Origin of the sequence: Lysinibacillus zambalensis (assembly GCF_040183165.1) — a bacterium.
GTDB lineage: Bacteria > Bacillota > Bacilli > Bacillales_A > Planococcaceae > Lysinibacillus > Lysinibacillus zambalensis.
Map to the genome: position 1 here is coordinate 59,349 of NZ_JBEGDG010000019.1, position 24,203 is coordinate 83,551.

The 24,203-nt window shown below is 37.0% G+C and carries 23 protein-coding genes and 1 pseudogene; 3 read left to right on the forward strand and 21 right to left on the reverse strand.

Annotation, left to right across the window (positions count from 1 at the left end):
- Window positions 1-102: 102 nt before the first annotated feature.
- The 8 genes from ABNX05_RS20165 to ABNX05_RS20200 all read right to left on the reverse strand — a co-directional run bounded on the left by ABNX05_RS20165 (window position 103) and on the right by ABNX05_RS20200 (window position 7,214).
- Window positions 103-243, reverse strand: a complete 141-nt coding sequence (locus ABNX05_RS20165; protein ID WP_349661341.1) for a hypothetical protein — start codon at window positions 241-243, stop codon at window positions 103-105.
- Between the two features lie 420 nt (window positions 244-663).
- Window positions 664-1,017 (reverse strand): YutD family protein, encoded by a 354-nt coding sequence (locus ABNX05_RS20170; protein ID WP_349661342.1) that lies wholly within the window; start codon window positions 1,015-1,017, stop codon window positions 664-666.
- A 32-nt stretch (window positions 1,018-1,049) separates the two neighbouring features.
- Window positions 1,050-1,973 (reverse strand): lipoyl synthase, encoded by a 924-nt coding sequence (gene lipA, locus ABNX05_RS20175; RefSeq protein WP_197143327.1) that lies wholly within the window; start codon window positions 1,971-1,973, stop codon window positions 1,050-1,052.
- Window positions 1,974-2,078: 105 nt separating this feature from the next.
- Window positions 2,079-2,882, reverse strand: coding sequence for a sporulation protein YunB (yunB, locus tag ABNX05_RS20180; RefSeq protein ID WP_349661343.1), 804 nt, complete (start codon window positions 2,880-2,882; stop codon window positions 2,079-2,081).
- A 23-nt stretch (window positions 2,883-2,905) separates the two neighbouring features.
- Entirely contained in the window at window positions 2,906-4,015 is a 1,110-nt protein-coding gene (locus ABNX05_RS20185) for an HD-GYP domain-containing protein (RefSeq protein ID WP_349661344.1), read from the reverse strand.
- A gap of 38 nt (window positions 4,016-4,053) precedes the next feature.
- Window positions 4,054-5,421, reverse strand: coding sequence for a bifunctional metallophosphatase/5'-nucleotidase (locus tag ABNX05_RS20190; RefSeq protein WP_349661345.1), 1,368 nt, complete (start codon window positions 5,419-5,421; stop codon window positions 4,054-4,056).
- Window positions 5,422-5,535: 114 nt separating this feature from the next.
- On the reverse strand, window positions 5,536-6,357 hold the full coding sequence (locus tag ABNX05_RS20195; protein WP_349661346.1) for a sulfite exporter TauE/SafE family protein: 822 nt from the start codon (window positions 6,355-6,357) through the stop codon (window positions 5,536-5,538).
- The gene (locus ABNX05_RS20200; protein WP_349661347.1) at window positions 6,357-7,214 is read right to left on the reverse strand and encodes a DUF72 domain-containing protein; all 858 of its coding nucleotides are present in this window, start codon (window positions 7,212-7,214) and stop codon (window positions 6,357-6,359) included. Before ABNX05_RS20200 ends, ABNX05_RS20195 begins: the two co-directional genes overlap by 1 nt.
- Window positions 7,215-7,739: 525 nt before the next feature.
- On the opposite strand from ABNX05_RS20200, the pseudogene ABNX05_RS20205 reads away from it, so the two are divergent.
- A pseudogene (locus tag ABNX05_RS20205) lies at window positions 7,740-8,559 on the forward strand (GNAT family N-acetyltransferase).
- A gap of 67 nt (window positions 8,560-8,626) precedes the next feature.
- On the opposite strand, the gene ABNX05_RS20210 reads toward ABNX05_RS20205, so the two are convergent.
- From ABNX05_RS20210 to sufC, 9 genes are all read right to left on the reverse strand, one after another.
- Complete coding sequence (locus ABNX05_RS20210; RefSeq protein ID WP_349661348.1) at window positions 8,627-9,229, reverse strand: nitroreductase family protein; 603 nt, start codon at window positions 9,227-9,229, stop codon at window positions 8,627-8,629.
- 97 nt (window positions 9,230-9,326) lie between these two features.
- Window positions 9,327-9,926, reverse strand: coding sequence for a DsbA family oxidoreductase (locus tag ABNX05_RS20215; RefSeq protein ID WP_349661349.1), 600 nt, complete (start codon window positions 9,924-9,926; stop codon window positions 9,327-9,329).
- 81 nt (window positions 9,927-10,007) lie between these two features.
- Window positions 10,008-10,445: an Rrf2 family transcriptional regulator gene (locus ABNX05_RS20220; RefSeq protein ID WP_349661371.1), complete on the reverse strand. Its 438-nt coding sequence runs from the start codon at window positions 10,443-10,445 to the stop codon at window positions 10,008-10,010.
- 57 nt (window positions 10,446-10,502) lie between these two features.
- Window positions 10,503-10,703, reverse strand: coding sequence for a hypothetical protein (locus ABNX05_RS20225; RefSeq protein ID WP_349661350.1), 201 nt, complete (start codon window positions 10,701-10,703; stop codon window positions 10,503-10,505).
- A 22-nt stretch (window positions 10,704-10,725) separates the two neighbouring features.
- Window positions 10,726-12,123: a Fe-S cluster assembly protein SufB gene (gene sufB / locus ABNX05_RS20230; protein ID WP_031417705.1), complete on the reverse strand. Its 1,398-nt coding sequence runs from the start codon at window positions 12,121-12,123 to the stop codon at window positions 10,726-10,728.
- 103 nt (window positions 12,124-12,226) lie between these two features.
- Window positions 12,227-12,655, reverse strand: coding sequence for a Fe-S cluster assembly sulfur transfer protein SufU (gene sufU / locus ABNX05_RS20235; RefSeq protein ID WP_349661351.1), 429 nt, complete (start codon window positions 12,653-12,655; stop codon window positions 12,227-12,229).
- Entirely contained in the window at window positions 12,645-13,874 is a 1,230-nt protein-coding gene (locus tag ABNX05_RS20240; protein ID WP_079561482.1) for a cysteine desulfurase, read from the reverse strand. The genes sufU and ABNX05_RS20240 overlap by 11 nt, the downstream gene beginning before the upstream one ends.
- Window positions 13,874-15,181 (reverse strand): Fe-S cluster assembly protein SufD, encoded by a 1,308-nt coding sequence (gene sufD / locus ABNX05_RS20245; RefSeq protein ID WP_349661352.1) that lies wholly within the window; start codon window positions 15,179-15,181, stop codon window positions 13,874-13,876. Before sufD ends, ABNX05_RS20240 begins: the two co-directional genes overlap by 1 nt.
- Before the next feature lie 18 nt (window positions 15,182-15,199).
- On the reverse strand, window positions 15,200-15,979 hold the full coding sequence (gene sufC, locus ABNX05_RS20250; protein ID WP_068985348.1) for a Fe-S cluster assembly ATPase SufC: 780 nt from the start codon (window positions 15,977-15,979) through the stop codon (window positions 15,200-15,202).
- A gap of 830 nt (window positions 15,980-16,809) precedes the next feature.
- On the opposite strand from sufC, the gene gltC reads away from it, so the two are divergent.
- On the forward strand, window positions 16,810-17,712 hold the full coding sequence (gene gltC, locus ABNX05_RS20255; protein WP_349661353.1) for a glutamate biosynthesis transcriptional regulator GltC: 903 nt from the start codon (window positions 16,810-16,812) through the stop codon (window positions 17,710-17,712).
- A 39-nt stretch (window positions 17,713-17,751) separates the two neighbouring features.
- The gene (locus ABNX05_RS20260) at window positions 17,752-17,916 is read left to right on the forward strand and encodes a hypothetical protein (protein WP_349661354.1); all 165 of its coding nucleotides are present in this window, start codon (window positions 17,752-17,754) and stop codon (window positions 17,914-17,916) included.
- 159 nt (window positions 17,917-18,075) lie between these two features.
- On the opposite strand, the gene ABNX05_RS20265 is transcribed toward ABNX05_RS20260, so the two are convergent.
- From ABNX05_RS20265 to ABNX05_RS20280, 4 genes are read right to left on the reverse strand one after another with little or no spacing between them, the layout of a single operon-like run.
- Window positions 18,076-19,122: a glycosyl hydrolase family 18 protein gene (locus ABNX05_RS20265; protein WP_349661355.1), complete on the reverse strand. Its 1,047-nt coding sequence runs from the start codon at window positions 19,120-19,122 to the stop codon at window positions 18,076-18,078.
- 21 nt (window positions 19,123-19,143) lie between these two features.
- A complete protein-coding gene (locus ABNX05_RS20270) occupies window positions 19,144-20,895 on the reverse strand; it encodes a polysaccharide deacetylase family protein (RefSeq protein WP_349661356.1) in 1,752 nt (583 codons plus the stop codon).
- Complete coding sequence (locus ABNX05_RS20275; protein WP_349661357.1) at window positions 20,892-22,754, reverse strand: glycosyltransferase family 2 protein; 1,863 nt, start codon at window positions 22,752-22,754, stop codon at window positions 20,892-20,894. Before ABNX05_RS20275 ends, ABNX05_RS20270 begins: the two co-directional genes overlap by 4 nt.
- Window positions 22,755-22,759: 5 nt before the next feature.
- Entirely contained in the window at window positions 22,760-24,196 is a 1,437-nt protein-coding gene (locus ABNX05_RS20280; protein WP_349661358.1) for a polysaccharide deacetylase family protein, read from the reverse strand.
- Window positions 24,197-24,203 lie beyond the last annotated feature (7 nt).

Below are 24,203 nucleotides of genomic sequence, written 5' to 3' on the forward strand. Positions count from 1 at the left end.
TTAAAATCCGTTCCGTCCCTTTTGATTCATCACCAAAAATTAGGAATATTACTTTTTAACTATGCCATAATATGGAGCGGAGACTGGGCGACTCCTTTGGGATTAGCGATATAGAGGAACGAAGACTATAAGCATCACATCCTGTGTAACGCCTTCGTGACCAACATCCTGCTGTTGCTGTCGCTGCGCTTTCGCACAAACAAAACCAAAACCTGTTGTTGCTGTCGCTGCGCTTTCGCACAAACAAAACCAAAACCTGTTGTTGCTATCGCTGCGCTTTCGCACAAACAAAACCAAAACCTGCTGTTGCTGTCGCTGCGCTTTCGCACAAACAAAACCAAAACCTGCTGTTGCCGCTACGTTGCACTCACGCTTTCGCGCAAAAGACATCTGTTGGCCCGAGACCCTGCAGCGAAGCGGGTAGAGGAACGAAGGCTAAAAGCATCACGTCCTGTGATAACGCCTTCGTGACCAACATCCTGTTGCCCCGACGCCCCCAGGAAGCTCTGTGCGAAAGCGTAGCGTCAGCAACAAAGCACCCAGTCGGAACGGAAATCAACCTCACGCTATATTGATAAACTACATTTTTATTATTGCCAATTTATAAAAAACCTATCACTGCAAAGTAAAAACCTGATGCAAATTGCATCAGGTTTTAAATGTTTATTCTGCTATTTGTTCATTCTCAGCAAGCTTTGTCACTTGACTATCTTCACTTACTACAGCTACTGGCTGCTGAGTGGATTTACCGGTTTTGCGCAAGACGAAATAGGCACAGCCAAAATTACAATACTCGTATAGGTAATCTTGTAGTGTACTAATCTTTGTATCGAAAGTGGCTTTCTGATTTTTATCGTCAAAAAAGCCTTTTAAGCGCAATTGATTATAGCCCCAGTCGCCCACAATATAATCATATCTAGCTAAAATATCCGAGTAGCGTTCCTTGAACACTTCCTCTTCGAAAGCTTCTCGGTAATCATTTATAAGCTCGTATTCATATCCTTCAATAGTAATCAAAGTGACACCACCTTCCATTTCAACATTTGTTTTTACAGTTCTGTTTGTAATTGACGTTCTTTTGTTGCTTCGTTTACTTGTTCATCAGCATGATAGCTACTACGTACAAGTGGGCCTGCTTCACAATGCTTAAATCCTTTTTCCATTGCGATTTTACGAAGTTTACCAAACTCTATTGGTGAATAATACTTTTTAACAGCTAAATGCTTCTTCGTCGGCTGTAAGTATTGACCAATTGTCATAATATCTACGTTAATTGCTCGTAAATCATCCATAACTTCTAGAATTTCTTCTTCTGTTTCACCTAAACCTATCATTAAAGATGATTTCGTAGGGATGTCTGGCTGCATTTCTTTTGCCAAACGTAGAAACTCTAATGAGCGCTCATATTTTGCACGAGCACGTACTCTTGGCGTTAAGCGACGCACAGTTTCAATATTATGATTTAAAATATCTGGCTTCGCATCCATTAATAATTGAAGGTTCTCTTTCACGCCCCCTAAATCAGACGGTAACACTTCAACCGATGTAGCCGGACTTTTACGACGGATCGCACGCACGGTTTCAGCTAATACTTGTGCACCGCCATCCTTTAAATCATCACGCGCAACCATTGTAATAACAACGTGCTTTAAGTTCATAATAGCAACAGAATCTGCTACGCGTTCTGGCTCAGCTAAGTCTAATTCATTTGGTAAGCCTGTTTTAACAGCACAGAAACGACAAGCACGTGTACAAACAGATCCAAGAATCATCATTGTTGCTGTACGGCGCTCACCCCAGCATTCATGAATATTAGGACAGCGTGCTTCCTCACATACAGTATGCAGATTTTTTTCTCGCATGAGCTTCTTTAGCCCTTTATATTCATCATTTGTGTTTAGTTTAATTTTTAGCCAATCTGGCTTTCTTAAGTATTCTTCTTTGTCTTTACTTGTAGGTTTACAAGATGTCATACGGATATCGCCCCTATCAGAAATGTGCATTTTTTCTATTAACTATCTTCACTGTTGTCAATGTAACATAATATATGAACTCCAACAACTATCACAGCAACATTTCTATTCATTAAAAGGCACTGGTATTTCAAGGGACGGCTGTGTTGCTGAATCACCACTTGAATAAACATTTGGCACTTGCCCCTTCGTTAAACCCATTGCCACCGGAATATCCTGAGATACTGTAGCTGTTTTACTAGCAAAAGGGACAATAATTTGTACATTTACCTCTAAATGAATTCCTACCTGAACAAATGCACTATTAATACCATACTCCGTTATTGAAGAAGTAACTTCACTATGCACATTTCCAACTACGTGAAAGCGTACCGGAATTTTAGGCCCTAAATTCCCGAGTAAAGGGATATTAGCAGCCTGGCTAATAGGTACATAAAAAACGACTCCATTGCCTTCTTTTATCTTGTTAAAATCGTATTCAACATTATCAAGATTTGGTAAGTTGGCCAAGTCTCCTTCCTCAGCCTGCTCTAAATTCATTTTTACTTGCTTTACCGTTTCGGCACGAACTCGATTAATTACTTCAGTATTAATTTTCAAATCAGAGTTGTTGCCAGGGGATACTTCTACAAGAACATCATTAATATCTAAAACATTTGATGTGGCATTACTTACAACATAGGATGCAATCTTATTCGTTTGTATTTCGGCATATTCTAAGTAAGTTGGCATAAGCCGTTCATTCAAAAAATAAATAAATAAAAAAATACCAACAATAACGCTTACAATTAAAAGGGGTATACGATTCAAGCGTTTTTTTCCCCTTTTTCTATAGTTACTATGCTGATTATATGATCGTAATTTCATCCTTTTTCGAGGGAAAAACAAAAAAATCTCCTCCTGTTCCATAACGTATGAACAGGAGGAGATTTTTATTCGATTTTCGATGGGACAACGTAATCCGCTTCAACACTTTCAATGATTAGGTTAGGGTAGTCCACTAAATTAATTTCATATGTAGCTGCTAATATTTGATTTTGCTCTTCAAAAATACGAATCCAGGGCATTGCTGGATCCAATGTATTTTGTCTTGATACGATACCTCGACGGCCGTCAGATAATTTTAAAATAACACCTTTAGGATAATGGACCACAGACTTTTTCAATGCATTGACAACACGTACATCATATATAGTTCCAGAGCCTGCTTCTACAATTGCTAGGCCTTGAGAAGGTAGCATTTTTTCACGATATACACGGCTTGTCGTCACTGCATCAAAGACGTCAGCTACACCAATAATTTTTGCAAACGGATGGATTTCAAAATCAACTAAACCCCGTGGATAGCCACTCCCATCAATCCGTTCGTGATGTTGGAAGGCACAATGTGCAACAATCAATGATATGGAATGTAAATTACGTAACAAATCAAACCCATATCGAGTATGCTGCTTCATCGTTTCAAACTCGTCAAACGTTAGGCGCCCAGGTTTTGTCAAAATCTCTTTTGGTACCATCAGCTTCCCTATGTCATGTAACAAAGCGCCAATTCCAATTATACGTAAATCTTCGGCTGAGTAACCAAGCTCTTTAGCAATCGCTATCGAATAAAGAGTGACTTGAAAGGAGTGTTGATATAAATATTCATCAAATAAATACGCATCTGTTAGTATTGTTAAAATTTCATCATTGCCACTAACTACCGATAGTAACTCATCTACAATTGAGAGAATTGCCTTTGATTGTTGGTCAAGCACATAAGAGGCATTTACTGGACTTAAACCATCGATTGATTGGAAAGAATTTTTAATGGTTGAAATCGTTTTATTTCGAACAACAATTGGGACTGTTTCCTCTACTTCAATACCCTCAGAAATTTTATCGTCAATATACAAATAATGCGTATTTAATTGTTGAAGTCTTTGTATGATACGTTCATTAATAACTACATCTTTTTTTAAAAGAGGGTGTCCCGCCTCGTTCCAAATGGTTCTTGCTAAGACCATTCCTTCTTTTAATACATCGATTGAAATTAACCGCATGACCTTTTCCCCAATCCATTCTAAAAGCGTTTTATCTATTAGTGCTTAAAGAATCTTTGCCCATAATCTATCATAATATTTCTTAAAAATTCTGGTAGAATATATTTTTTCTTAGCATATTTAAAGCTTGGATAAAAATAACCAAACGTAAATAAATCAAGCGTAACTAATTTATAAATTCGATCGTTATCTGCAAGCTTCCCATTGATCAGTAATTGGCGATCTTCATTCATTGAAAAGCCATACGTTAACATCTTCCCAAAGATTACGCCTCTAAATCCTAATCCTTTTAGCTCAATATAAGGCCATTCTTCATTTTTAGATTGCTGGAAAATTTCTTTCATTTCAGCAACCGATAATTCAATCGTACATAAATTTATAGGATGTGGGAATATTCTATGCAAATCAAGTGCCGTCACTGTTCCCTTAGGTAAACCATCTAAAAAAATACCCGCGTTAAATAACGCACAATCCGCTCCACTTTTCTCTAAAATAGCCCGCGCGAACAAATCGGATAATTGCGAATAATGGAACCATTCTTTGTTGTACGATTTTTCTGTAGTGAATACTGGCTTATCGAGTAATCGTTTGCCCTCATCTTCTAAAAACTGAACGATTTCATGTTCATTTTTAACCGTAGGCAAATCTTTATTATGAATTAAGAAATCCTTTTTTTCAACAATTTTCCTCATACTTTTGTCATATTCTAACACAAGTTGGCCTGTATATTGACCAAATTTCCCCCCACCAGTTAATAAAACGCCATTAACCAGCTTTCCATTCGGGAGAACATGATGTGTATGTGAGCCGAATATAACATCTATTTCTGGGCATTCCTCAGCTAAAAGTTCATCCTCTGTTATCCCTAAATGCGACAAACAGACTATAATATCTACTTCTTTACGAAGCTGATAGGACAAGTGAATAAGTGAGTTTCGTGCCTCTTCAATCTCCCAGTTTAATTCCTTATAATAAATTTCAAACATAGCCGTTGCTGCAATAACTGCAATCTTTGTGCCATAAGCAGTTGTTAATATAACATACGGCTTCATCCACGCTGGATTTGTTCCATGTGAAGCATTTACATTAGCAACTACTACGTCAAAAGCTGCTCCATCATATAAATGATACAGCTCCTCATGGGACAATGTTATACCTTCATTATTACCGATTGTCACAACATCGTAGCCCGCTTCATTTAATAACTTCACATTGCCCTTACCAACTGTTGCTTCTGTATAAATATTTGAACGATCTAAATGATCGCCGATATCAAATAAATAGCTTGTCTCTCCCATGTTTGTAAGTCTAGTACGCATTTCTTTCACATGACTTTGCATTCGTGGCCAATATTTAAAATGACTATGCAAATCATTCGTATGAAAAATATGAATTTTTTCTAGCAATTAAGCCACCTCTTCTTTAAAATAGCTTCTATGTCTGTAGAAGACTTGCTATCAAAGTCACCTATACTCTTCGGACCTTAACGTCAATGTAAATTCGATTTATAAATATCAACATTACAATAATCCTTCGATAATAGAACGAATTCCTAATAATAATAAAATAACTCGAAGTGCTACTACAAGCGTATCTGATTTAATTCTTTTATTTAATGCTGCCCCTAGCTTTGCTCCAATATAAGCTCCTGGAATAACAGGAATCGTATAAAGCCAAGGCACATTTCCTAAATAAATATGACTCGCTGAATTAACAAGCGACGATAAAAATACTAGGAACATCGATGTTGCCACAGCTACATGTGGTGGGAATAAAAATAAAATTATCATTGCAGGCACAATCATCGAGCCTCCACCGATACCAAATAACCCTGAGGCAAAGCCAATACAAAACGTTAATGCAATGGCAAACCAAATTGGATACCCATATACATAGGTATTTCCTTCTTGATCTTCGAACTCTCGTTGCATACCGTTTTTTACAAACCATTCTACTGGTTTCAATTTATCACGTACAAGTAATATCGTCGCTAAAATAATAAGTAAAATACCAAAATATAAATTAAATGATGGTAAATCTAGCCCCTTATTTACCCATGCGCCCAACATTGTGCCCGGAATACTCCCTATAAAAAAAATCCAACCACTTTTGTAATCTACTGTTTTAGATTTCATATAACTTAGTGTAGAAGCAAGTCCAGTGAAAATCATCATGACAACAGATAATCCAACCACTTTTTGAGGAGTGATATCTGGAATCATCCCTAGATTTAACCCAACGAATAATGTTGCTGGAACTAAGACAACTCCTCCGCCAAGCCCAACCAATGAGCCAATTACCCCAGATAATAATGCAATAATAATTAAAAGAAAAAATTCCATTATAGTTCCCCTTCAAACATGTTTAATTGTTTAGGCGCTAACCCTACATCACTAATCGCTAAAATTCCTTGTAACTCTTTTGCATTTTTAGCGGCATGAAGCCCTGAGTTATTATTAAATAATACATATAGGTCCTGCACTTCTGATTGGAGATGTTTTATATGCTGTCCCATCTGCTGTAACTCTTCCCTATTATAATCATATAAAAAGCGAACTTTCCGCCAGTTTTCGGCATTCCCAGTATTGCGCCATCCATGAATGTTACGTCCATGAATACGTACAAGTGCCTTTGTTGCAGTAACCGTAGGATAAAAAGGTACTGAGCCTACGCCAGCCTGCGGTTCATCACAAATTGTATGAATGAATTGATGCTCTCGTAAAAAATCCATTGTTTGCTGCACTACATTGTCCGCATACCATGTTCGATTGCGAAACTCAATAGCTACGTCAAAGCCTTTAAGCTGCTGCCTAATATACAATAAATATTGTACATTTTTAGTCTGACAATCAAACCACGGTGGGAATTGTGCCAATACCATCGCTAGCTTCCCATGACGTTTAAATTCATTAACACAATCGATAAAGGCATTAAACATGTCATTCTTCGATTCAAACGGTATGTCGCCACGTAAATGACCAGTCATTCCTTGATAAGCCTTCACAACAAAACGGAAATTTCCGGGTGTATCCTCACACCATTTCCGAACATTCTCTTTAGAAGGTATGGCATAAAAAGAGGTATCTACCTCTACCGTTAAAAAATGACCTGTATAATCGAATAATTTGTCCTTTGAGGCAGTCACTCCACTATAAAGTGAAGGATGATCACCCCAACCAGTTAATCCAACTATAATCATGTGACTCCCTCCTTCATGTATATTTATCATAGCATACACCTTCTAATTAAACGTATCGTAAAAAAATCATAGTTCTTAAATAAGGTAAATATGTACATTACCATAATTTACACATACGATAAAATATAGGATTATCAGCAAAACGTAGGGTTGATTTCCGTTCCTGCTGGGGGCTTTGTAGCTGCCGCTTCACTTTCGCACAGATGAAACATTCGTTGTTGCTGACGCTTTGCTTTCGTGCAGAGCAGAGCATCCTGGGTGCGTTCGATGAGCCTCTTGGGCCAACAGATGTTTTTTGCGCGAAAGCGTAGTGCTAACGTAGCGACAGCGGCATGATGTTGGTCACGAAGGCGTTATCACAGGATGTTATAACGCCTTCGTTCCTCTATCGCTGTTCCCCGAGGAGTCGCCCAGCCTCCACTCCAATCAACTTATATGCATCATATACTTTTTTATAAATGTCACCCCAAACTTTGGTGATGAAACAAAATATGTGAAATTTAACGCGAAGGGGATTTGACTAAAATGATTACTGAACTACCGAAAAATGAATTTTACAGGTGTAAAGCTTTGTTAAATGAGCACGGTCAATTAGAAGTAAAATCTGTCGTAGAGGGAGTGAATCCTGGACGAATATTTGTTGATCAAATCGACAAACCTCAATCAGCACTTATTTGGTTAGGGAACAATGATGGATTTCTTTTTATAGGAAATGAAGATAATGAACAATTTAATAATCAAATTAACGACTTTATTGATCAAGTAATTGTACCAGAAGCGAAAAAAGTGGGATTGTATTACTTCGAAGGCATTGGTAATCATCAAAAGTGGGATCAAACGATTGAAAAAATATTTAAACATCGGGAACTTGGTAGTTGGAAGCAAAGAGTATATAAGCTTCATAAAGAAAACTATAAAGCGAATAATAAGCCAGATATTAAAGAAGGCTACACTGTTTTAAAAATTGACAACGCTCTGTTTGAAGATAACACAATTAAAAACCCTGCATTTTTACACTCTATTATCATTTTGGTCTTCAATTGAGTGTTTCTTGAATAAAGGGATCGGATACTGTATCGTTTACGATCGTTACATTATTAGTCTTTGTTTTTCAGGCTTTGTCGTTGAGAGTATCCACTGTATTGACATTGAAACATTAGAAGCTCACCAAGGAAATAAATTAGCCCAAAAGTTAGCTCACTATTTTGTAAAAGATTACTTAACGCAAAGTTCGATTCCATATTGGGATTGTATGGACTCAAATAACCCATCCATCGCTGCAGCAGAAAATACAGGGTTTTCCAATGCTTTTAACTATGTAGGATACGAGTTTTCATTTAACTAATATGTTAGAAACCCCATTAAGTGAACCGTGTCCACTTAATGGGGTTTAATTGTAGTTAGATTTTTAATTAATAAAACTTCACTACATCTTCAAAAGGTAAAGAAGTTTTTTCTCCTGGTTGTTCATTTGGTTCACCAAATGGCATTTGAGCTACAAGACTCCATTCTGCAGGAATATTCCAAGTTTCTTTAACTTCCTCGTCAATAATTGGATTATAGTGCTGAATAGATGCGCCGATCCCTTCAGTAGTTAAAGACATCCATGTTGCGTATTGTAACATTGCATTTCCTTGATGTGACCAGAATGGGAATTGCTCTTTATAAGAAGGCGCGTTTTCTTGCATTTGTTTGATTGTTGCTTGGTCTTCAAAGAACAAAATTGTCCCTACGCCATCTTTAAAGCCTTGTAAGCGTTCTTCAGTCGCTGCAAAATTTTCTGCTGGCACACGTGCACGTAATGTTTCTTTGACAATGTTCCAAAACTTTTCGTGTTCATTATCCATTAAAACTACTACACGTCCACTTTGCATATTAAATGAAGACGGTGCATGTACACTAATTTTTAATAGCTCTTCAATTTTTTCTTTTGTAATTGCTTCGTTCTTTTTCACCTTACGGATTGAACGACGATTAATAATTGCTTCTTTTAAATTAGTTGTTGTTACTGACATTTGTAATTCCTCCAAATTTTAATAAGATTCATTTATCTACACAGATTTTTACAAGTAGCTTTAATTTATATACTACTGTTTAAATCATTTACATAACCTACTTTTTTAATTGCTGATCGATCACTTGTGCTAGTCTTTCTTTACTAGCTAATCCTTGGATCATTTCATCACCAATAATTAATGTAGGAACGGCAGTAATATTCGCCTCTTCATAAGCATGCTTTAAAGCTTCTTGATGAGCTTCCCGATATTTACCTGAACGTAAAGCTTCTTTGAATTCTTCTGCAGGTAAACCTACCTCATTCGCTAATCGAGTTAACACTTCTACATCCTCAATATTTTGTTCTTCTTGGAAAAACGCTGTGAAAATTCTATGATGAAATTCATTTCCCTTTCCAAGCACCTTAGCAAATTGATATCCTTCAAAAGCTAAATTTGTATAAGGATGTGGCGATACACGCGGTAATCGCATATCAATCCCTAGCTTTTTGGCTGTAGGGAGAATATAGGAATCCCATGATCCTAATTTAGCCGGCTCTTTCCAAGGGTCAATTTTCGGATATGGTTCAGGTCTTAACTCAAATGGCATCCACTCTATTTCAATATTCTTTTCTTTTGCAATTTCATCTAATGGCCCTTTCCCTAAAAAACAGAAAGGACAAATAAAATCCGAATATGCTTTTATTTTAAGAGTCACCACTTAAACCTCCCTTTCTCTTTTAGTTGTAACCATTTTAGTTACAACTAAGTCAAATAAATAATGCATTCAGGAATGCATTTATTGTGATTGTTGCACCTCACGGATTAAAGATGTAATTACATGCTCCATAGTAATATTGGCTAATACTTGCTCCATAGCTTCTTGTGCTTGCACTAAAATTAGCTCTAATACAGCCTGTATATTGGCACCTATAGGACAATCAGGATTTGGATTTTCATGTAAATGAAATAACCGATCTTCTTCTACAACTTCTACTGAACGAAAAACCTCTAGCAAAGTAAGAGCATCCAAATCTTTGATCAAAGAAGCTCCTCCTGTTCCACGGCGCACTTGCACTATACCTGCCTTTTTAAGATAGGACACTATTTTCCTAATTACTACCGGATTTGTATTTACGCTTTCCGCCATAAATTCCGATGTGCAAATGGTCGATGGATTTTGTTTGATGATTGATAAAATATGCACAGCGATTGTAAAACGACTGCTAATTTTAATCTTCATCACCTCCAGCTGTAACCATTATAGTTACAACTTAAAAATAAGTCAACTATTTTATAAAAAATATAAAAACTCGCCCTCGATTGCTAATTTGATAAATGGGATTAGATTCACAAATACGCTGAGCTGTTGAATAAAAGGCTCAAACTCTATATTGTCATCTTGATCCATCAGAACGACATATCCAAGCAAAGCTCTATCCGTCGCTATAGCTCTTCTAATTTTTTCAAAGATGGAAAAACCCGCCACAAACATGTTGTGGCGGGTTTTAAAAGTTTTATCCGATTGAACCTTCCATCTCGAACTTGATTAGACGGTTCATTTCTACTGCGTATTCCATTGGTAATTCTTTTGTGAATGGCTCGATGAAGCCCATTACGATCATTTCTGTCGCTTCTTCTTCAGAAATACCACGAGACATTAAGTAGAATAATTGTTCCTCTGATACTTTTGAAACTTTCGCTTCATGCTCTAAAGAAACATTATCATTTAAGATTTCGTTGTATGGAATTGTATCTGAAGTAGATTGGTTGTCCATGATTAACGTATCACATTCGATATTAGCACGTGCACCACTTGCTTTAGGGCCGAAACGAACTTGACCCATATATGTTACCTTACCACCTTGTTTGGCAATCGATTTAGAAACGATTGTTGAAGATGTGTTTGGTGCCATATGAATCATTTTCGCACCTGCGTGTTGGTGTTGACCTTTACCTGCTAATGCGATTGATAATGTCATACCACGAGCGCCTTCACCTTTAAGGATACAAGCTGGGTACTTCATTGTTAACTTAGAACCGATGTTACCGTCGATCCATTCCATTGTACCGTTTTCTTCAACAACTGTACGTTTTGTTACTAGGTTGTAAACGTTGTTTGCCCAGTTTTGAATAGTTGTATAACGGCAGTATGCATCTTTACGTACAACAATTTCTACTACTGCTGAGTGTAAAGAGTTTGTTGTGTAAACAGGAGCTGTACAACCTTCAACATAGTGTACGTGTGCGCCTTCATCTACAATAATTAACGTACGTTCGAATTGACCCATGTTTTCAGAGTTAATACGGAAGTAAGCTTGTAATGGCGTTTCCACTTTTACACCTGGTGGTACATAGATGAATGATCCACCTGACCAAACTGCTGAATTTAGTGCAGCAAATTTGTTGTCAGTGTAAGGAATTACTTTGCCCCAGTATTGTTTGAAAATATCTTCGTTTTCACGTAAAGCTGAGTCAGTATCTTTGAACACAATACCAAGATCTTCAAGGTCTTGTTTCATGTTGTGATAAACAACCTCAGATTCGTACTGAGCAGATACACCTGCAAGGTATTTTTGCTCTGCTTCTGGAATACCTAATTTATCAAAAGTAGCTTTAATTTCATCAGGTACTTCATCCCAAGATTTTTGTGTAGCTTCTGATGGTTTTACGTAATACGTAATTTCATCAAAATCTAAATCTCCTAGGTCGCCACCCCATTGCGGCATTGGTTTTGTATAGAAAGTTTCAAGTGCTTTTAAGCGGTACTCAAGCATCCACTCTGGCTCTTGTTTCATATTAGAAATTTCACGGACGATTTCTTCAGTTAAACCACGTTTTGAACGGAAAATTGATACGTCCTTGTCATGGAATCCGTATTTGTAATCGCCAATATCAGGCATTTTTTTAGCCATCTTTTCTCCTCCGTTCATAAATAATTGTTATTTTGTTTAATGCTCAATAACCTTACTTCAAGTGAAAGCACAAATAATGCTTTCACTTGAAATTAGGATTTATTTATTCCTTAACACCTTTTTCCATCGCTTTCCAAGCTAATGTTGCACATTTAATACGTGCAGGGAATTGAGAAACACCTTGTAGTGCCTCAACATCCTCAAGGTCATATTTATCGCTATAGTCTTCACCCATCATCATTTTAGAAAAAATATCAGCAAGCTCTAATGCTTCATCAATTTTTTTACCTTTGATGAGCTGCGTCATCATGGATGCAGAAGACATCGAAATTGAACAGCCTTCGCCATCAAACTTCGCATCCTCGACAATACCGTCAGTCACTTTTAGCGTTAAGTGAATACGGTCTCCACAAGTCGGGTTGTTCATATCAATCGTTACAGCATCGTTTTCTATAGATCCTTTATTACGAGGATTTTTATAGTGATCCATAATGACTGAACGATATAGTTGATCTAAATTATTAAAAGACATCGCCAAAATACTCCTTCGCAGAACGTAACCCTGCCACTAGGCGGTCAATATCTTCTTCTGTGTTGTACAGATAGAAGCTTGCACGCGCTGTCGCTACTTGTTGAAGACATTTCATTAATGGCTGCGCGCAATGATGTCCTGCACGAACAGCAATACCGCTCATATCAAGAACCGTTGCCACATCATGTGGATGTACATCGTCTAGGTTAAACGTTACAAGGCCACATCGCTTCATCGGGTCACGTGGGCCAAAAATTTTAAGTCCGTCAATTGTTTCAAGCTGATCCATCGCGTAGCCTGCAAGCTTATGCTCGTGCTCCGCAATTTTATCTAGCCCAATTTCAGTTAAGAAATCAATAGCAGCTCCTAAACCTATTGCACCTGCAATAATAGGAGTTCCGCCTTCAAATTTCCACGGTAATTCTTTCCACGTCGACTCATGAAGTCCAACAAAGTCAATCATTTCGCCACCAAATTCAATTGGCTCCATCTTTTCAAGGTGTTCTTTTTTACCATATAGTACACCTATTCCAGTTGGTCCGCACATTTTATGACCTGAGAACCCTAAGAAATCTACATCCAAATCCTGTACATCGATTTTCATATGTGGTGCTGCTTGTGCAGCATCCGCTACCATTACCGCACCATTAGCATGCGCAATTTGAGCGATTTCTTTAATTGGGTTAATCGTTCCTAGTACGTTTGACGCCATCGACACCGACACAATCTTTGTTTTAGGTGTAATTGTCGCACGAACCTTTTCTAGATTAAGTGTGCCATCTGCTTCAAGCTCAATATATTTCAGTGTTGCATTTTTTTCCTTTGCAAGCTGTTGCCAAGGAATAATATTGGAATGGTGCTCCATGTGGGTAATGACAATTTCATCACCATCAGCCACATTAGCACGACCATAACTTGCTGCTACTGTATTTAAAGCAGTTGTAGTACCGCGAGTAAAAATAATTTCTTGTGTTGAAGTAGCATTAATAAAATTACGAACCTTTTCACGTGCCCCTTCATACTTGTCAGTAGCACGATTACCTAATGTATGCACACCACGGTGAACATTGGAATTATCGAATTCATAATAATGCTTCATCGCTTCAATTACTTGAATAGGTTTTTGAGAAGTGGCTGCGCTATCAAGGTAAACAAGTTTATGACCGTTTACTTCCTGATTTAAAATTGGGAAATAGCTTTTAATGTCTTTATTCATCATTAGCGAACTTTCCTTTCAATAACCTCCGTCAGTTGCTTTTGAACGCCTTCGATTGGTAATTGCGTAACAACTGGCGCAAGGAATCCATGGATAACAAGGCGCTCTGCTTCTGCTTTCGAGATACCACGACTCATTAAGTAGTAAAGTTGTAGTGGATCAACTCGGCCAACAGATGCTGCGTGTCCTGCTGTTACATCGTCTTCATCGATTAATAGAATCGGGTTTGCATCGCCACGAGCTTTTTCAGAAAGCATTAACACACGTGATTCTTGTTGTGCATCCGCTTTTGTCGCACCGTGTTCGATGTAGCCAATACCGTTAAAGATTGATTGTGCCGCATCTTTCATTACACCATGCTTTAAGATATGACCATTTGAGTTCTTACCCCAGTGACGAACTTCAGTAGTGAAGTTAAGTTTTTGTTCACCGCGACCAACAACGACTGTTTTTGTATCAGCATTAGAACCGTCACCGATTAGATGTGTAATGTTTTCAGAAATAGTATCTGAGTCATTCATTAAGCCAAGAGCCCAATCTACTTTCGCATCACGAGCTAGACGTCCACGACGATTTACATAAGTAGTATATCCTTTCGCAAGTACATCAACCGCACCGTAAGTAACTTGTGCATTGTCTTGAACTACTACTTCAGCAATAATATTTGCTTGACCTTTTGCTTCTTCAACCGTTGAAATATATGTTTCAACATATGTTACCGCTGAATTTGCTTCAGCTACAACTAACACGTGGTTATATAATGAAGCTTCTGCGTTATCGTTTAAGAAGATAACTTGAAGTGGCTGTTCAATAATTACATTTTTCGGTACGTATACGAATACACCACCGTTAACAAGTGCCGCATGAAGCGCAGTTAATTTATGCTCATCAACTTTAACAGCTTCTGTCATGAAGTACTTTTTAACAAGGTCACCGTGTTCACGAACCGCCGTTAAGATATCTGTAAAAATAACACCTTTATCAGCTAATTCTTGTGATGTTTTAATGAAAGCTGGTGTATTATTGCGTTGAACATAAAGGTTTTCTTGTGCTTCAAGATCAATTAAACCTTTCGCTTCTTCTGGTAAAGCATCAAGTGAAGCAAATCCTTCACTGTCAACTGTATGAGTTGGGAAATTTAAGAAATCCCATTTTGTAATATTTGTTCTGTCTGGTTTTGGCATATCTAAACCAGTTGCTTTGTCTAGTGCTGCCGCGCGAAGCTCAGTAAACCAAGCCGGTTCTCCCTTTGCTTCTGAGAACGAGCGCACGTCCTGTACTGTTACAGGCAAGTTAAGTTCCACTGTCATGCTAGTTCGTCCTCCCTCTTATGCTTCTTGTTCTTCTGTTTCTTCTTCGATACCTAATTCTTTTTTAATCCAGTCATAGCCTTCCGCTTCTAAACGTTGTGCTAACTCTTCGCCACCTGATTTAACAACACGGCCTTGCATCATTACGTGTACATGGTCTGGTGTAATGTAGTTAAGTAGACGTTGATAGTGAGTGATCATTAAGCAGCCGAAGCCTTCTCCACGCATTGCATTGATTCCTTTTGAAACAACTTTAAGCGCGTCAATATCAAGACCAGAGTCAATTTCATCTAAAATTGCGAAAGTTGGTTTAATCATCATTAATTGAAGAATTTCGTTACGTTTTTTCTCACCGCCAGAGAAACCTTCATTTAAATAACGTTGTGCCATATCTTCATTCATTTCAAGGAATTCCATGTTTTTATCTAATTCACGGATAAATTTCATTAGAGAAATTTCATCGCCCTCTTCACGACGTGCATTGATAGCTGAACGTAAGAAGTCAGCATTTGTTACACCAGCGATTTCAGAAGGATATTGCATAGCTAGGAATAAACCTGCTTGAGCACGCTCGTCTACTTCCATTTCAAGTACATTTTCGCCATCAAGCTCAACTGTACCAGAAGTTACTTCATATTTAGGGTGACCCATAATTGCAGAAGCTAGTGTTGATTTACCAGTTCCGTTTGGTCCCATGATTGCATGAATTTCATTTGTATTGATCGTAAGATTTACGCCTTTTAAAATCTCTTTCCCGTCGATTTCAACGTGAAGATCTTTAATAACTAAAGTTGACATAAAATACCTCCATAGTGTGTTCAGTGAATGGTGAACCATCCCTTAATTATCATCATTCTAATCTTAACTGAAAATCGTTCTCTATGCAAACCATTTCAATCACTTTCACTTTTCTTTGAAACAATCCTTAAAAACAAAGAGTTTGTAAGCATTTTCAAAATATTGCTAATCGTTATTGACAATGAGAATCAACTCCCCGTATTTTCAATAAAATAAACCTAATTGAGAATGGATTTCATCTAGCTACATAGTGGAAACCCCTCAGGAATCGCTAATTGTAGCGGTTTTGTGACAGAAATGTATAAAGAACAGTACCAATACTATAACCTTTTTTATTAGAATAGAATCAAATAAGGGAAAGAAATTTATAGAGTTCTAGTTCAAAAAAAAGATTTTCCATCATATCGTGGGGGATGATTTCCGTTCCAGCTGGGCGCTTTGTTGCTGTCACACAGTTAAAACATTTGTTGCTGCGCTACGCTTTCGCGCAGTTAAAACATTTTGCCGCTGTCGCTTCGCTTTCGCGCAGAGCAGAGCTTCCTAGGGGCGTCCGGCCTCCACTCCAATCAGCCTATTCATTTAACATATTTTTCAGATATCATCCTAAACTTTGATGATAGCCAAAATTAACAATTGAAGATAATGCAACTTCTTTTAATTCTCTTTTTCATTTTTACTTTTCTTCTTGAGCTCCAATGAAGTTTCTGAGCATCTCCTTCTATTAAAGCTCGCTAGCTAACATTTGTTTATTTACGGTAACTTTCATTTTAAATAGTATATAATTGAAGAATAATCAATCGTATTTTTCGATTAATAGAGGTGAATATCTAGTGGAGTTACGTCAATTACGATATTTTGTTGAAGTTGCTGAACGCGAACACATATCAGAGGCTGCCGAACATCTTCATGTTGCTCAATCTGCAATAAGCCGACAAATTGCTAATTTAGAAGATGAATTAGGCACACCACTTTTTGAACGTGTAGGACGCAATGTTAAATTAACACCGATTGGAAAAACATTTCTCGAGCACACCATTACTGCTTTAAAAGCCATTGATTTTGCCGCTAAGCAAGTTGAAGAATATTTAGATCCTGCTAAAGGTACGATAAAAATCGGCTTTCCAACAAGCTTAGCTAGTTATGTATTGCCAACTGTTATTTCTGCCTTTAAGCGTGAATATCCAGATTTGCAATTCCAACTCCGTCAAGGTTCTTATCGTTTTTTAATCGATGCAGTCAAAAACCGCGAGTTAAATTTAGCTTTTTTAGGCCCACTTCCACCGAAGGACGAAACAATTCGTTCAACCATATTATTTACTGAAAATATCGCTGCATTACTGCCAGCAAAACATCCATTAGCCAAAAAAGAAAGTATTCAACTTGCTGATTTACGTAATGATTTATTTGTATTATTCCCAGATGGCTATATACTACATAAAGTAGCTATGGATGCCTGTCGCGCTGCCGGCTTCTTACCAAACATCATCTCTGAGGGTGAGGACTTAGATGCACTAAAAGGACTTGTCGCTGCGGGCATTGGGGTTAGCTTATTACCAGAAAGCTCCCTATATGATTCAGCCGCTCGTTTCACAGTAAAGGTACCGATTAAATCACCTACAATTCCAAGAACAGTCGGTATTATTTCACCCGTAAACCGCGAAATTGCTCCATCAGAAAAAATATTTTTAGACTTCGTTACCAATTTCTTTTCACGACTTTCTCAATTCCAATAAAAAAAATCGCCGTATGTGGCGATTTTTTTGTGGATTTAGATGGTTCTTACCGTCACTAGCGATTTTATCCGTCATTCTAGCAGTACTTTCCGTCACTTTGATAATCCTATCCGTCGTTCTGGTGGTTCTTTCCGTCGCTTTGATAATCCTATCCGTCGTTCTGGTGGTTCTTTCCGTCACTTCGATGATCCTATCCGTCGCTGACGATTTTATCCGTCGCTCTGGCCGTTCTTTCCGTCACTTCGATGATCCTATCCGTCGCTCTGGCGGTTCTATCCGTCGCTTTGATGATTCATTCCGTCTCTCTGGCTTCTCTATCCACTACTTCACCTGTGCCATCTGTCTCTCTAGCAATCGAATCCGTCACTCCACTGATTGTTCGTTAATCCATTGTAACGTTTTCGAACTTAGACCTCCGGCACGCCATAAAACAATCTCATTGTAGCGTTTCTTTCGTACGTGTGCTGTCCATTTTTCAAGTGTTTCCTGATCGGCATACCAAACTTCATGCTTCACTTTTTGTTCATCTACATACGTGAAATATACAGCACCACTTGCTTTATCTCGTTGTTTAACCGCTTTCGTTTTGTTCAGTAATTCCTCTGCCTCTATCTCTGTTAATGCAACTGTTTTTCCTTGATTTACCCATTCAAATCCGCCAGTTGCAAAAGCAATCGCTAGTTTTTGATTGGACTTCTTAATTTTTTTTATTAAGTCATTTAAAAATGAAAAGTTTGCCTTTGCACCTGGACCACTATGATATCCGTGCACATTATAAGCCATCACTGTATATTTAGGTCCATTTGGCAATTTAACATCAAATGGGAAGCTAGGCTCTAGTACGACATGTAATGAAATACCTTTTTTTGATAACTGTTTATAAAGTTCGTTTAGGAAACGGACATACCCAGGAAGGTCCTCTTTAGCAACCTTTTCATAATCAATTTCGATACCATTCACATTGTATTGGTCAACAACTTGCAAAATATTATCAATATGTCGCTGCCTTGATGGCGCATTTTGAAACAACCGATTTAATAACGTGCTATCCTTCTGAACTGAAGGGGCGTTATCTGTAACAGTGTCGTTAATTAACGTAAGTATCACTTGATGTGATTCATTAAATTGTTGCTGTGTTTGTTTCAACATTTCTATCGTATCTTCAGTTAATAATAATTGGTCATTCTCATTAAAATAAGCACCAAAAACGCGAATGTCTTGTAAGCCATGTTCTGAATTTTCTACATCCTCGATGGCAGATTTGATTTGCCATTCAGGTAACCAAATAGATAGTTGAAGCTTTTCTTTGTTCTTCAATGGTTCTCTCGCCTTCACAGGTTCTTCTTTACTATTACTACAGGCCGTGATAATTAGTAGTGCTAGACAGATAAACAATAAAATTTTTTTCACTTGAATTTAGTTCCCCCCGCTTTAGAAGGTTTCAATAAAGAAATCCACAACGCTATTAATCAAAGTCATTGTTTTGTGCTTTACTTTATCGAAGTTCGTATATTGGTTAGTAAAAAGTGTACGATCGTTACTATCTGTAATCAAAATATCTTCGATGAATGTATCATAAATATCATCTGCATACTGTTCATGCGAAGTTTCTTTTGTGCTGAACATCGCACCAAATCCAATTTGTGATCCTTGGATATCAGGATTTACTTGTATTGTTTTGGATAATACCGTATCTACGTCTATCTTAATTTTATCCTTATTAACAGCAATGTTAAATTCTCTTGTTTTTGTTAGGTTTCGTGGATATTCTTCCTTATCAATTCTAGAGCCTTTTTGCGTATCCTGATAATTGTATACAGTAGCCTTATTAAATGCATACTCTTCTTCATTCCACTTTATTTCATTTAACGGGAAACGCCCCTTCTCTACAACGCTTGATTCTGGTGATTTCTCAAAAACAACAATCTCATTATCGATTAATGCTACCCGAATATAGCTATCATTTTTTTTATCATAGTTTAAATAAATAGATTGTTGTCCAACGACATTCCCTTTAAAGGCAAAGTTTATATGATATTGCTCTGGAAGTGTTTCCTTCAATATTACCCGACCTTCACTAGCGGGTGCAGATGTTATAGTAATCGCATTATTTTCATATTCTGCTGCACCATTCATGACAGACCATTCTTTTGCTCGTTTAGGATCTCCGACTTCAAATTCTACATTTTGCTTACTAGCTTGGCGTATTTTCATCATCAAGTGATTAGTAGACCAATAAGGAGAAACTTGCAATCTACTTAAGTTGTAAAGATTAGCATCCGCATCATTATATGCCCCTAGCTCCAAATTGAAATGCATTTTAAATTTATCTTTAATTTCTTTATTATTCGCACGTTCAACTAACGAATCCATATTATTATAAAGTGAGTTGGCATGCATAATCGCATAAGCTTTAGGAACTTCTCCTAATTCCTCCTCATAAATATCTTGCATTAGCTTGTAATCTTTTTGGATACGTTTTTCCATTTCCTGTCGCGTTTCACTTGGTATCATATATTGATTGCGGATGAAGTCCATTAAATAATGATTATAATATTCGATAGTCGTTTTATTTGGCACATTATTTTCATCTATTACACCTAACGACTGTCCTTTATTATTAAAAATATTTATATATGTTAGACGGTACCCATTAGAGCCCAACTCCCAATACCCACTTTTCTCCATGAGCAATAAGTCTTTCGGCTTTAAAAATTTGTTGTCCCGTGTATCCATTTTATTGGCGTACGTAAACATCGTAGCTTTATAGTTTAGATCCTCCATGATGTTTTGAGCAAATATACTAGAATCTGTCCGTCCATCTTCAAATGATAAAAACAAAGCTTTTTCTGGCAACGGTTTGTCTTTCTGATAAAAATCTAAAATATCTTGCTGAGTAATTGTTTGATAACCTTGACTTTCAAGTAATGCTAGTTGTTTTTTTAAATTCTCTTTAGATACGTATTTAGGAGACTCGCCTCTGCTCACACCAAAATATGATAATGCGATGAAACCATCTTTATTTTCTAGAGGAACCGTTTCCTCTACCCTTTTTTCTGTTAAAAACACTACACGGATTAAAATAATCGCTAAAAATATAACGATAATCGCTTGAACAATGGATCGTATTATTTTCCTACGATTTTTTTTCGCTGGATTTAATACAACATTTTTTTCACTCATTTCTTCTCACCCATTTTTCTATTTAGAATCGAAAATCGGGATTTTCGCAATTTTTGTTTTTCCAATTTCTTTTCTTTGGCGATGACATCTTGAGGTGTTTCTCTCGTACCCCATGTTGATTTCCAAAATGTAACCCATGCAACAGGCATTTGCCACAGCAAAATAAATTCATAGAAAAGTACAAAGATAAAGCCAAATGTCCATAACTTACTTTTTCTAAAGAAAAGATGGGCCAAACTCATTAGCATTGCCATCAGGAACAAGCCCATTAAAAACGTAGTTGGAAAAACGCCATGCATAATTGGCACGTAAAGTAGATTGTAAACAACAACAATAGGGGCTGCTATCGGTACGATTAAACCGATGATGAAGAAAAGAAACATAAAAGGTTCCTTCTTCCACATAAATAAAAATGCTCGTAACGATTCGCGTAGCCATGATCGTTTCCATCTCATTTGTTGAGATAAAAAGACTTTTGAATCTGATGGAACAATTGTAGAACATACGGCATTGTCTTGATATCCCGTTCGATGTGTTTTTAAAATATAGTTTGTCATACTACGGTCATCACCGAATGTTGCGGGTTGTCCAAGAAATTTTTGGTTTAACCATGCTGATTCATTCTTTAAAATAAGCTCTTTTCGATAACATGCTAATGGACCAGATAAACAAGTTACTGTATCAAACCAAGACTCAGCAGCTTTCATTATCCGGAAGGCTATATAATAGCGAACGGTTTGCAATTTTGTCAGAGCATTTGTAAATTTATTTTCAACCTCTGTTCTTCCAGCTACACCGCCCATTTTAGGATCTTGGAAAGGCTGCACTATATTTCGAATAGCATGAGGTTCTAAAAAACTATCTGAATCTACGAAAACGACTAAATCGTGTTTGGCTAGATGCACTCCGGCCACTAGAGCCTCACGTTTCCCCCCATTTTGAGGTAGCTTATGAAAACTTAAACGATTCTTTGTTTTAAAACGCTCACCCTCACTATGAATAAGTTCAATCATTTCCTTTGCTTTTTCCTCAGTTCTATCTGTTGAATAGTCATCTACGACAATTACCTCTAATTTGTCTACAGGATAATACTGATTAATACAGCTTAAAATTGTTCTATGAATCCACTCTTCCTCGTTAAACACTGGAATAATAATAGAAACGCCAGGTTCAAATTGAGGATTTATCGGGACATTCCTATAGAAAATACCGAATAAATATCGGCTTAAAAGAAATGTTGCAGCAATAATACTATATAGATATAGGAATTTATTGAATCTGAAATAAATAACACTTTCAGCCCTCATTAATACCACAATAAGAGAAACAATCAATAGAAATAAACTTGCCACAAAGATTGATAGTCCCCAACGTTTTTTAGTCATATAGTCATTTAAAGGCTGTAGAAATTCACATGCATAATAGCATCTAGTTTCACCATCTACTTCTTTCGTAAAATGACGAACAACTTTCGCTTTTACCTTTACCTTAGATTCATAGCCCTCAGGCATCGCACCACCAGGTATAGTAAATTTCATTGTAATAATTTCATCTATTACAAAATTAGTAGGACTATTTGAAAATATAAGGATACCTGTAACCGAAATATCCTCCGCATAATGTTTGTCACTAACCTTTTGCTTTACTCTTTTAATTTGTACTTCAAAATTAGTTTCATAGCGTAAACTTAACAGCTGTAATCGATATATTTCATTGACATCTGTAGGATCGATTTCTTCCTTTTGATACGAAGCACCTCGTCGATTAACGAGATTTCGTACATTTTCTGGGTCAGGAATATTCGATAAAATTCGTCGATCAGAGCGCGGTATCGTTAAAATCTCTTTTTTCTTATTCATGATTATCAATTCACTTTCTTATTTGAATCTTCTTCAATCCAAGTCGACATTTTTGCAAAGCTATATCCATCTTTTTGCAGCTTTTCAATGATTACTGGTAAAGCCTCAACTGTTTTTGTACCATCTAAAATGTGCATAACAATTACTTTTCCTGGACCAATCCTACTCATCACACGATTATAAATATCTGAAACGCTATATTCTAAATTCCAATCGAATGATGCAATATCGTACATGGCAATGGATTTGATACCTGTTGCGGCAATAATTTTCGCTGATTCTTCATTAATAGCACCTTTATTAGGTCTGAAATACAGTAAAGGTTCTTCCTGTAAGGCGTATGTTAACGCCCTATGTGCCTTCACGACATCCTCTTGGAGTTCCTCCGGTGTCATTGTCGTAACATCAAGGTGACTGTAGGAGTGGCTTGCAATCTCATGGCCTCCCTCAACAATTAATCGCGCTAGTTGTGGATCCTTTTCCACACCTTTGCCAATTAAAAAGAATGTAGAGTGAACGTTATACTTATCAAGAACATCTAAAATTTCTTTAAGTCTCTCCTCACTCGCCCAATCATCAAAGGTTAAAGCAACTTCCTTTTTAGAAGTATTTTTACGGTAGTACATATTTGGTTTTACATTTTCATAATCCGGATTCACTTTAATCGCGTCATAACCTTCTATTGCCTCTAAGGATTTTACTATATATTGCTCATCTAATACGTCTGTTAATGTAGAGAATGCATATCCTTGTTCTTTCCCCAATTGAGACAATAGTGGTACAACATCAATAATTGCAGGATTAATGTATGTGTTTAAATGAATGACTGATCCACTGTTGATAAAACGATGAATATAATCCGTTATCTCTTCGGCACTTTGCATATTTCGATCTTTCGGATTAATGGAAGATTCTACGACTCCCTGCATATTGAGCGTTTTAGTTGCTAAACGCATATTGTCAGTTGAGTCACCAGAACGACTTCGGACGTATTTTGGTGTATAACCTAGATGCTCTTCAAAAACTTGATTTGCTAAATAAATCTCTTTATAGGTTTCTTCATAATTTAAATCGGTCATATCAGGAAACGTCAGCGTACCATTTTCTACTTCATGACCTTTTGCTAAAATGTCCTTCACTAACTCAGGATCTTGTGCCACTCGCGTTCCTTCTACAAAAAATGTTGCCTTCATGTTACATTGGTCTAATACCTTTAATAGCTTCTGCATTGTTTCATTGTCAGCAAGCCCATTAAAGGTTAATGCTATCTTCGGACTAAGAATACTCGCATGACTATAAATTTCACTCATTGTCCCATCATGTTCCTTCACCTCAATTGTTGAATCAACTGGTTGAATCTGATTAGTTTGAGCAGACGATTGACATCCTGTTAAAAATAAAATGAATAATAGACTACATATTTTTAGTCGACTCGCGTTCACAGAATCC

Bases quoted from the DNA above. Each gene is read 5' to 3' on its own strand.
- lipA (WP_197143327.1), bottom strand. From the start codon at position 1,973: ATGACATCTTGTAAACCTACAAGTAAAGACAAAGAAGAATACTTAAGA.
- yunB (WP_349661343.1), bottom strand. From the start codon at position 2,882: ATGGAACAGGAGGAGATTTTTTTGTTTTTCCCTCGAAAAAGGATGAAA.
- ABNX05_RS20185 (WP_349661344.1), bottom strand. From the start codon at position 4,015: ATGCGGTTAATTTCAATCGATGTATTAAAAGAAGGAATGGTCTTAGCA.
- ABNX05_RS20195 (WP_349661346.1), bottom strand. From the start codon at position 6,357: ATGGAATTTTTTCTTTTAATTATTATTGCATTATTATCTGGGGTAATT.
- ABNX05_RS20200 (WP_349661347.1), bottom strand. From the start codon at position 7,214: ATGATTATAGTTGGATTAACTGGTTGGGGTGATCATCCTTCACTTTAT.
- ABNX05_RS20210 (WP_349661348.1), bottom strand. From the start codon at position 9,229: ATGTCAGTAACAACAACTAATTTAAAAGAAGCAATTATTAATCGTCGT.
- ABNX05_RS20225 (WP_349661350.1), bottom strand. From the start codon at position 10,703: ATGTTTGTGGCGGGTTTTTCCATCTTTGAAAAAATTAGAAGAGCTATA.
- sufB (WP_031417705.1), bottom strand. From the start codon at position 12,123: ATGGCTAAAAAAATGCCTGATATTGGCGATTACAAATACGGATTCCAT.
- sufU (WP_349661351.1), bottom strand. From the start codon at position 12,655: ATGTCTTTTAATAATTTAGATCAACTATATCGTTCAGTCATTATGGAT.
- ABNX05_RS20240 (WP_079561482.1), bottom strand. From the start codon at position 13,874: ATGATGAATAAAGACATTAAAAGCTATTTCCCAATTTTAAATCAGGAA.
- sufD (WP_349661352.1), bottom strand. From the start codon at position 15,181: ATGACAGTGGAACTTAACTTGCCTGTAACAGTACAGGACGTGCGCTCG.
- sufC (WP_068985348.1), bottom strand. From the start codon at position 15,979: ATGTCAACTTTAGTTATTAAAGATCTTCACGTTGAAATCGACGGGAAA.
- ABNX05_RS20260 (WP_349661354.1), top strand. From the start codon at position 17,752: ATGGTTCTTACCGTCACTAGCGATTTTATCCGTCATTCTAGCAGTACT.
- ABNX05_RS20270 (WP_349661356.1), bottom strand. From the start codon at position 20,895: ATGAGTGAAAAAAATGTTGTATTAAATCCAGCGAAAAAAAATCGTAGG.
- ABNX05_RS20275 (WP_349661357.1), bottom strand. From the start codon at position 22,754: ATGAATAAGAAAAAAGAGATTTTAACGATACCGCGCTCTGATCGACGA.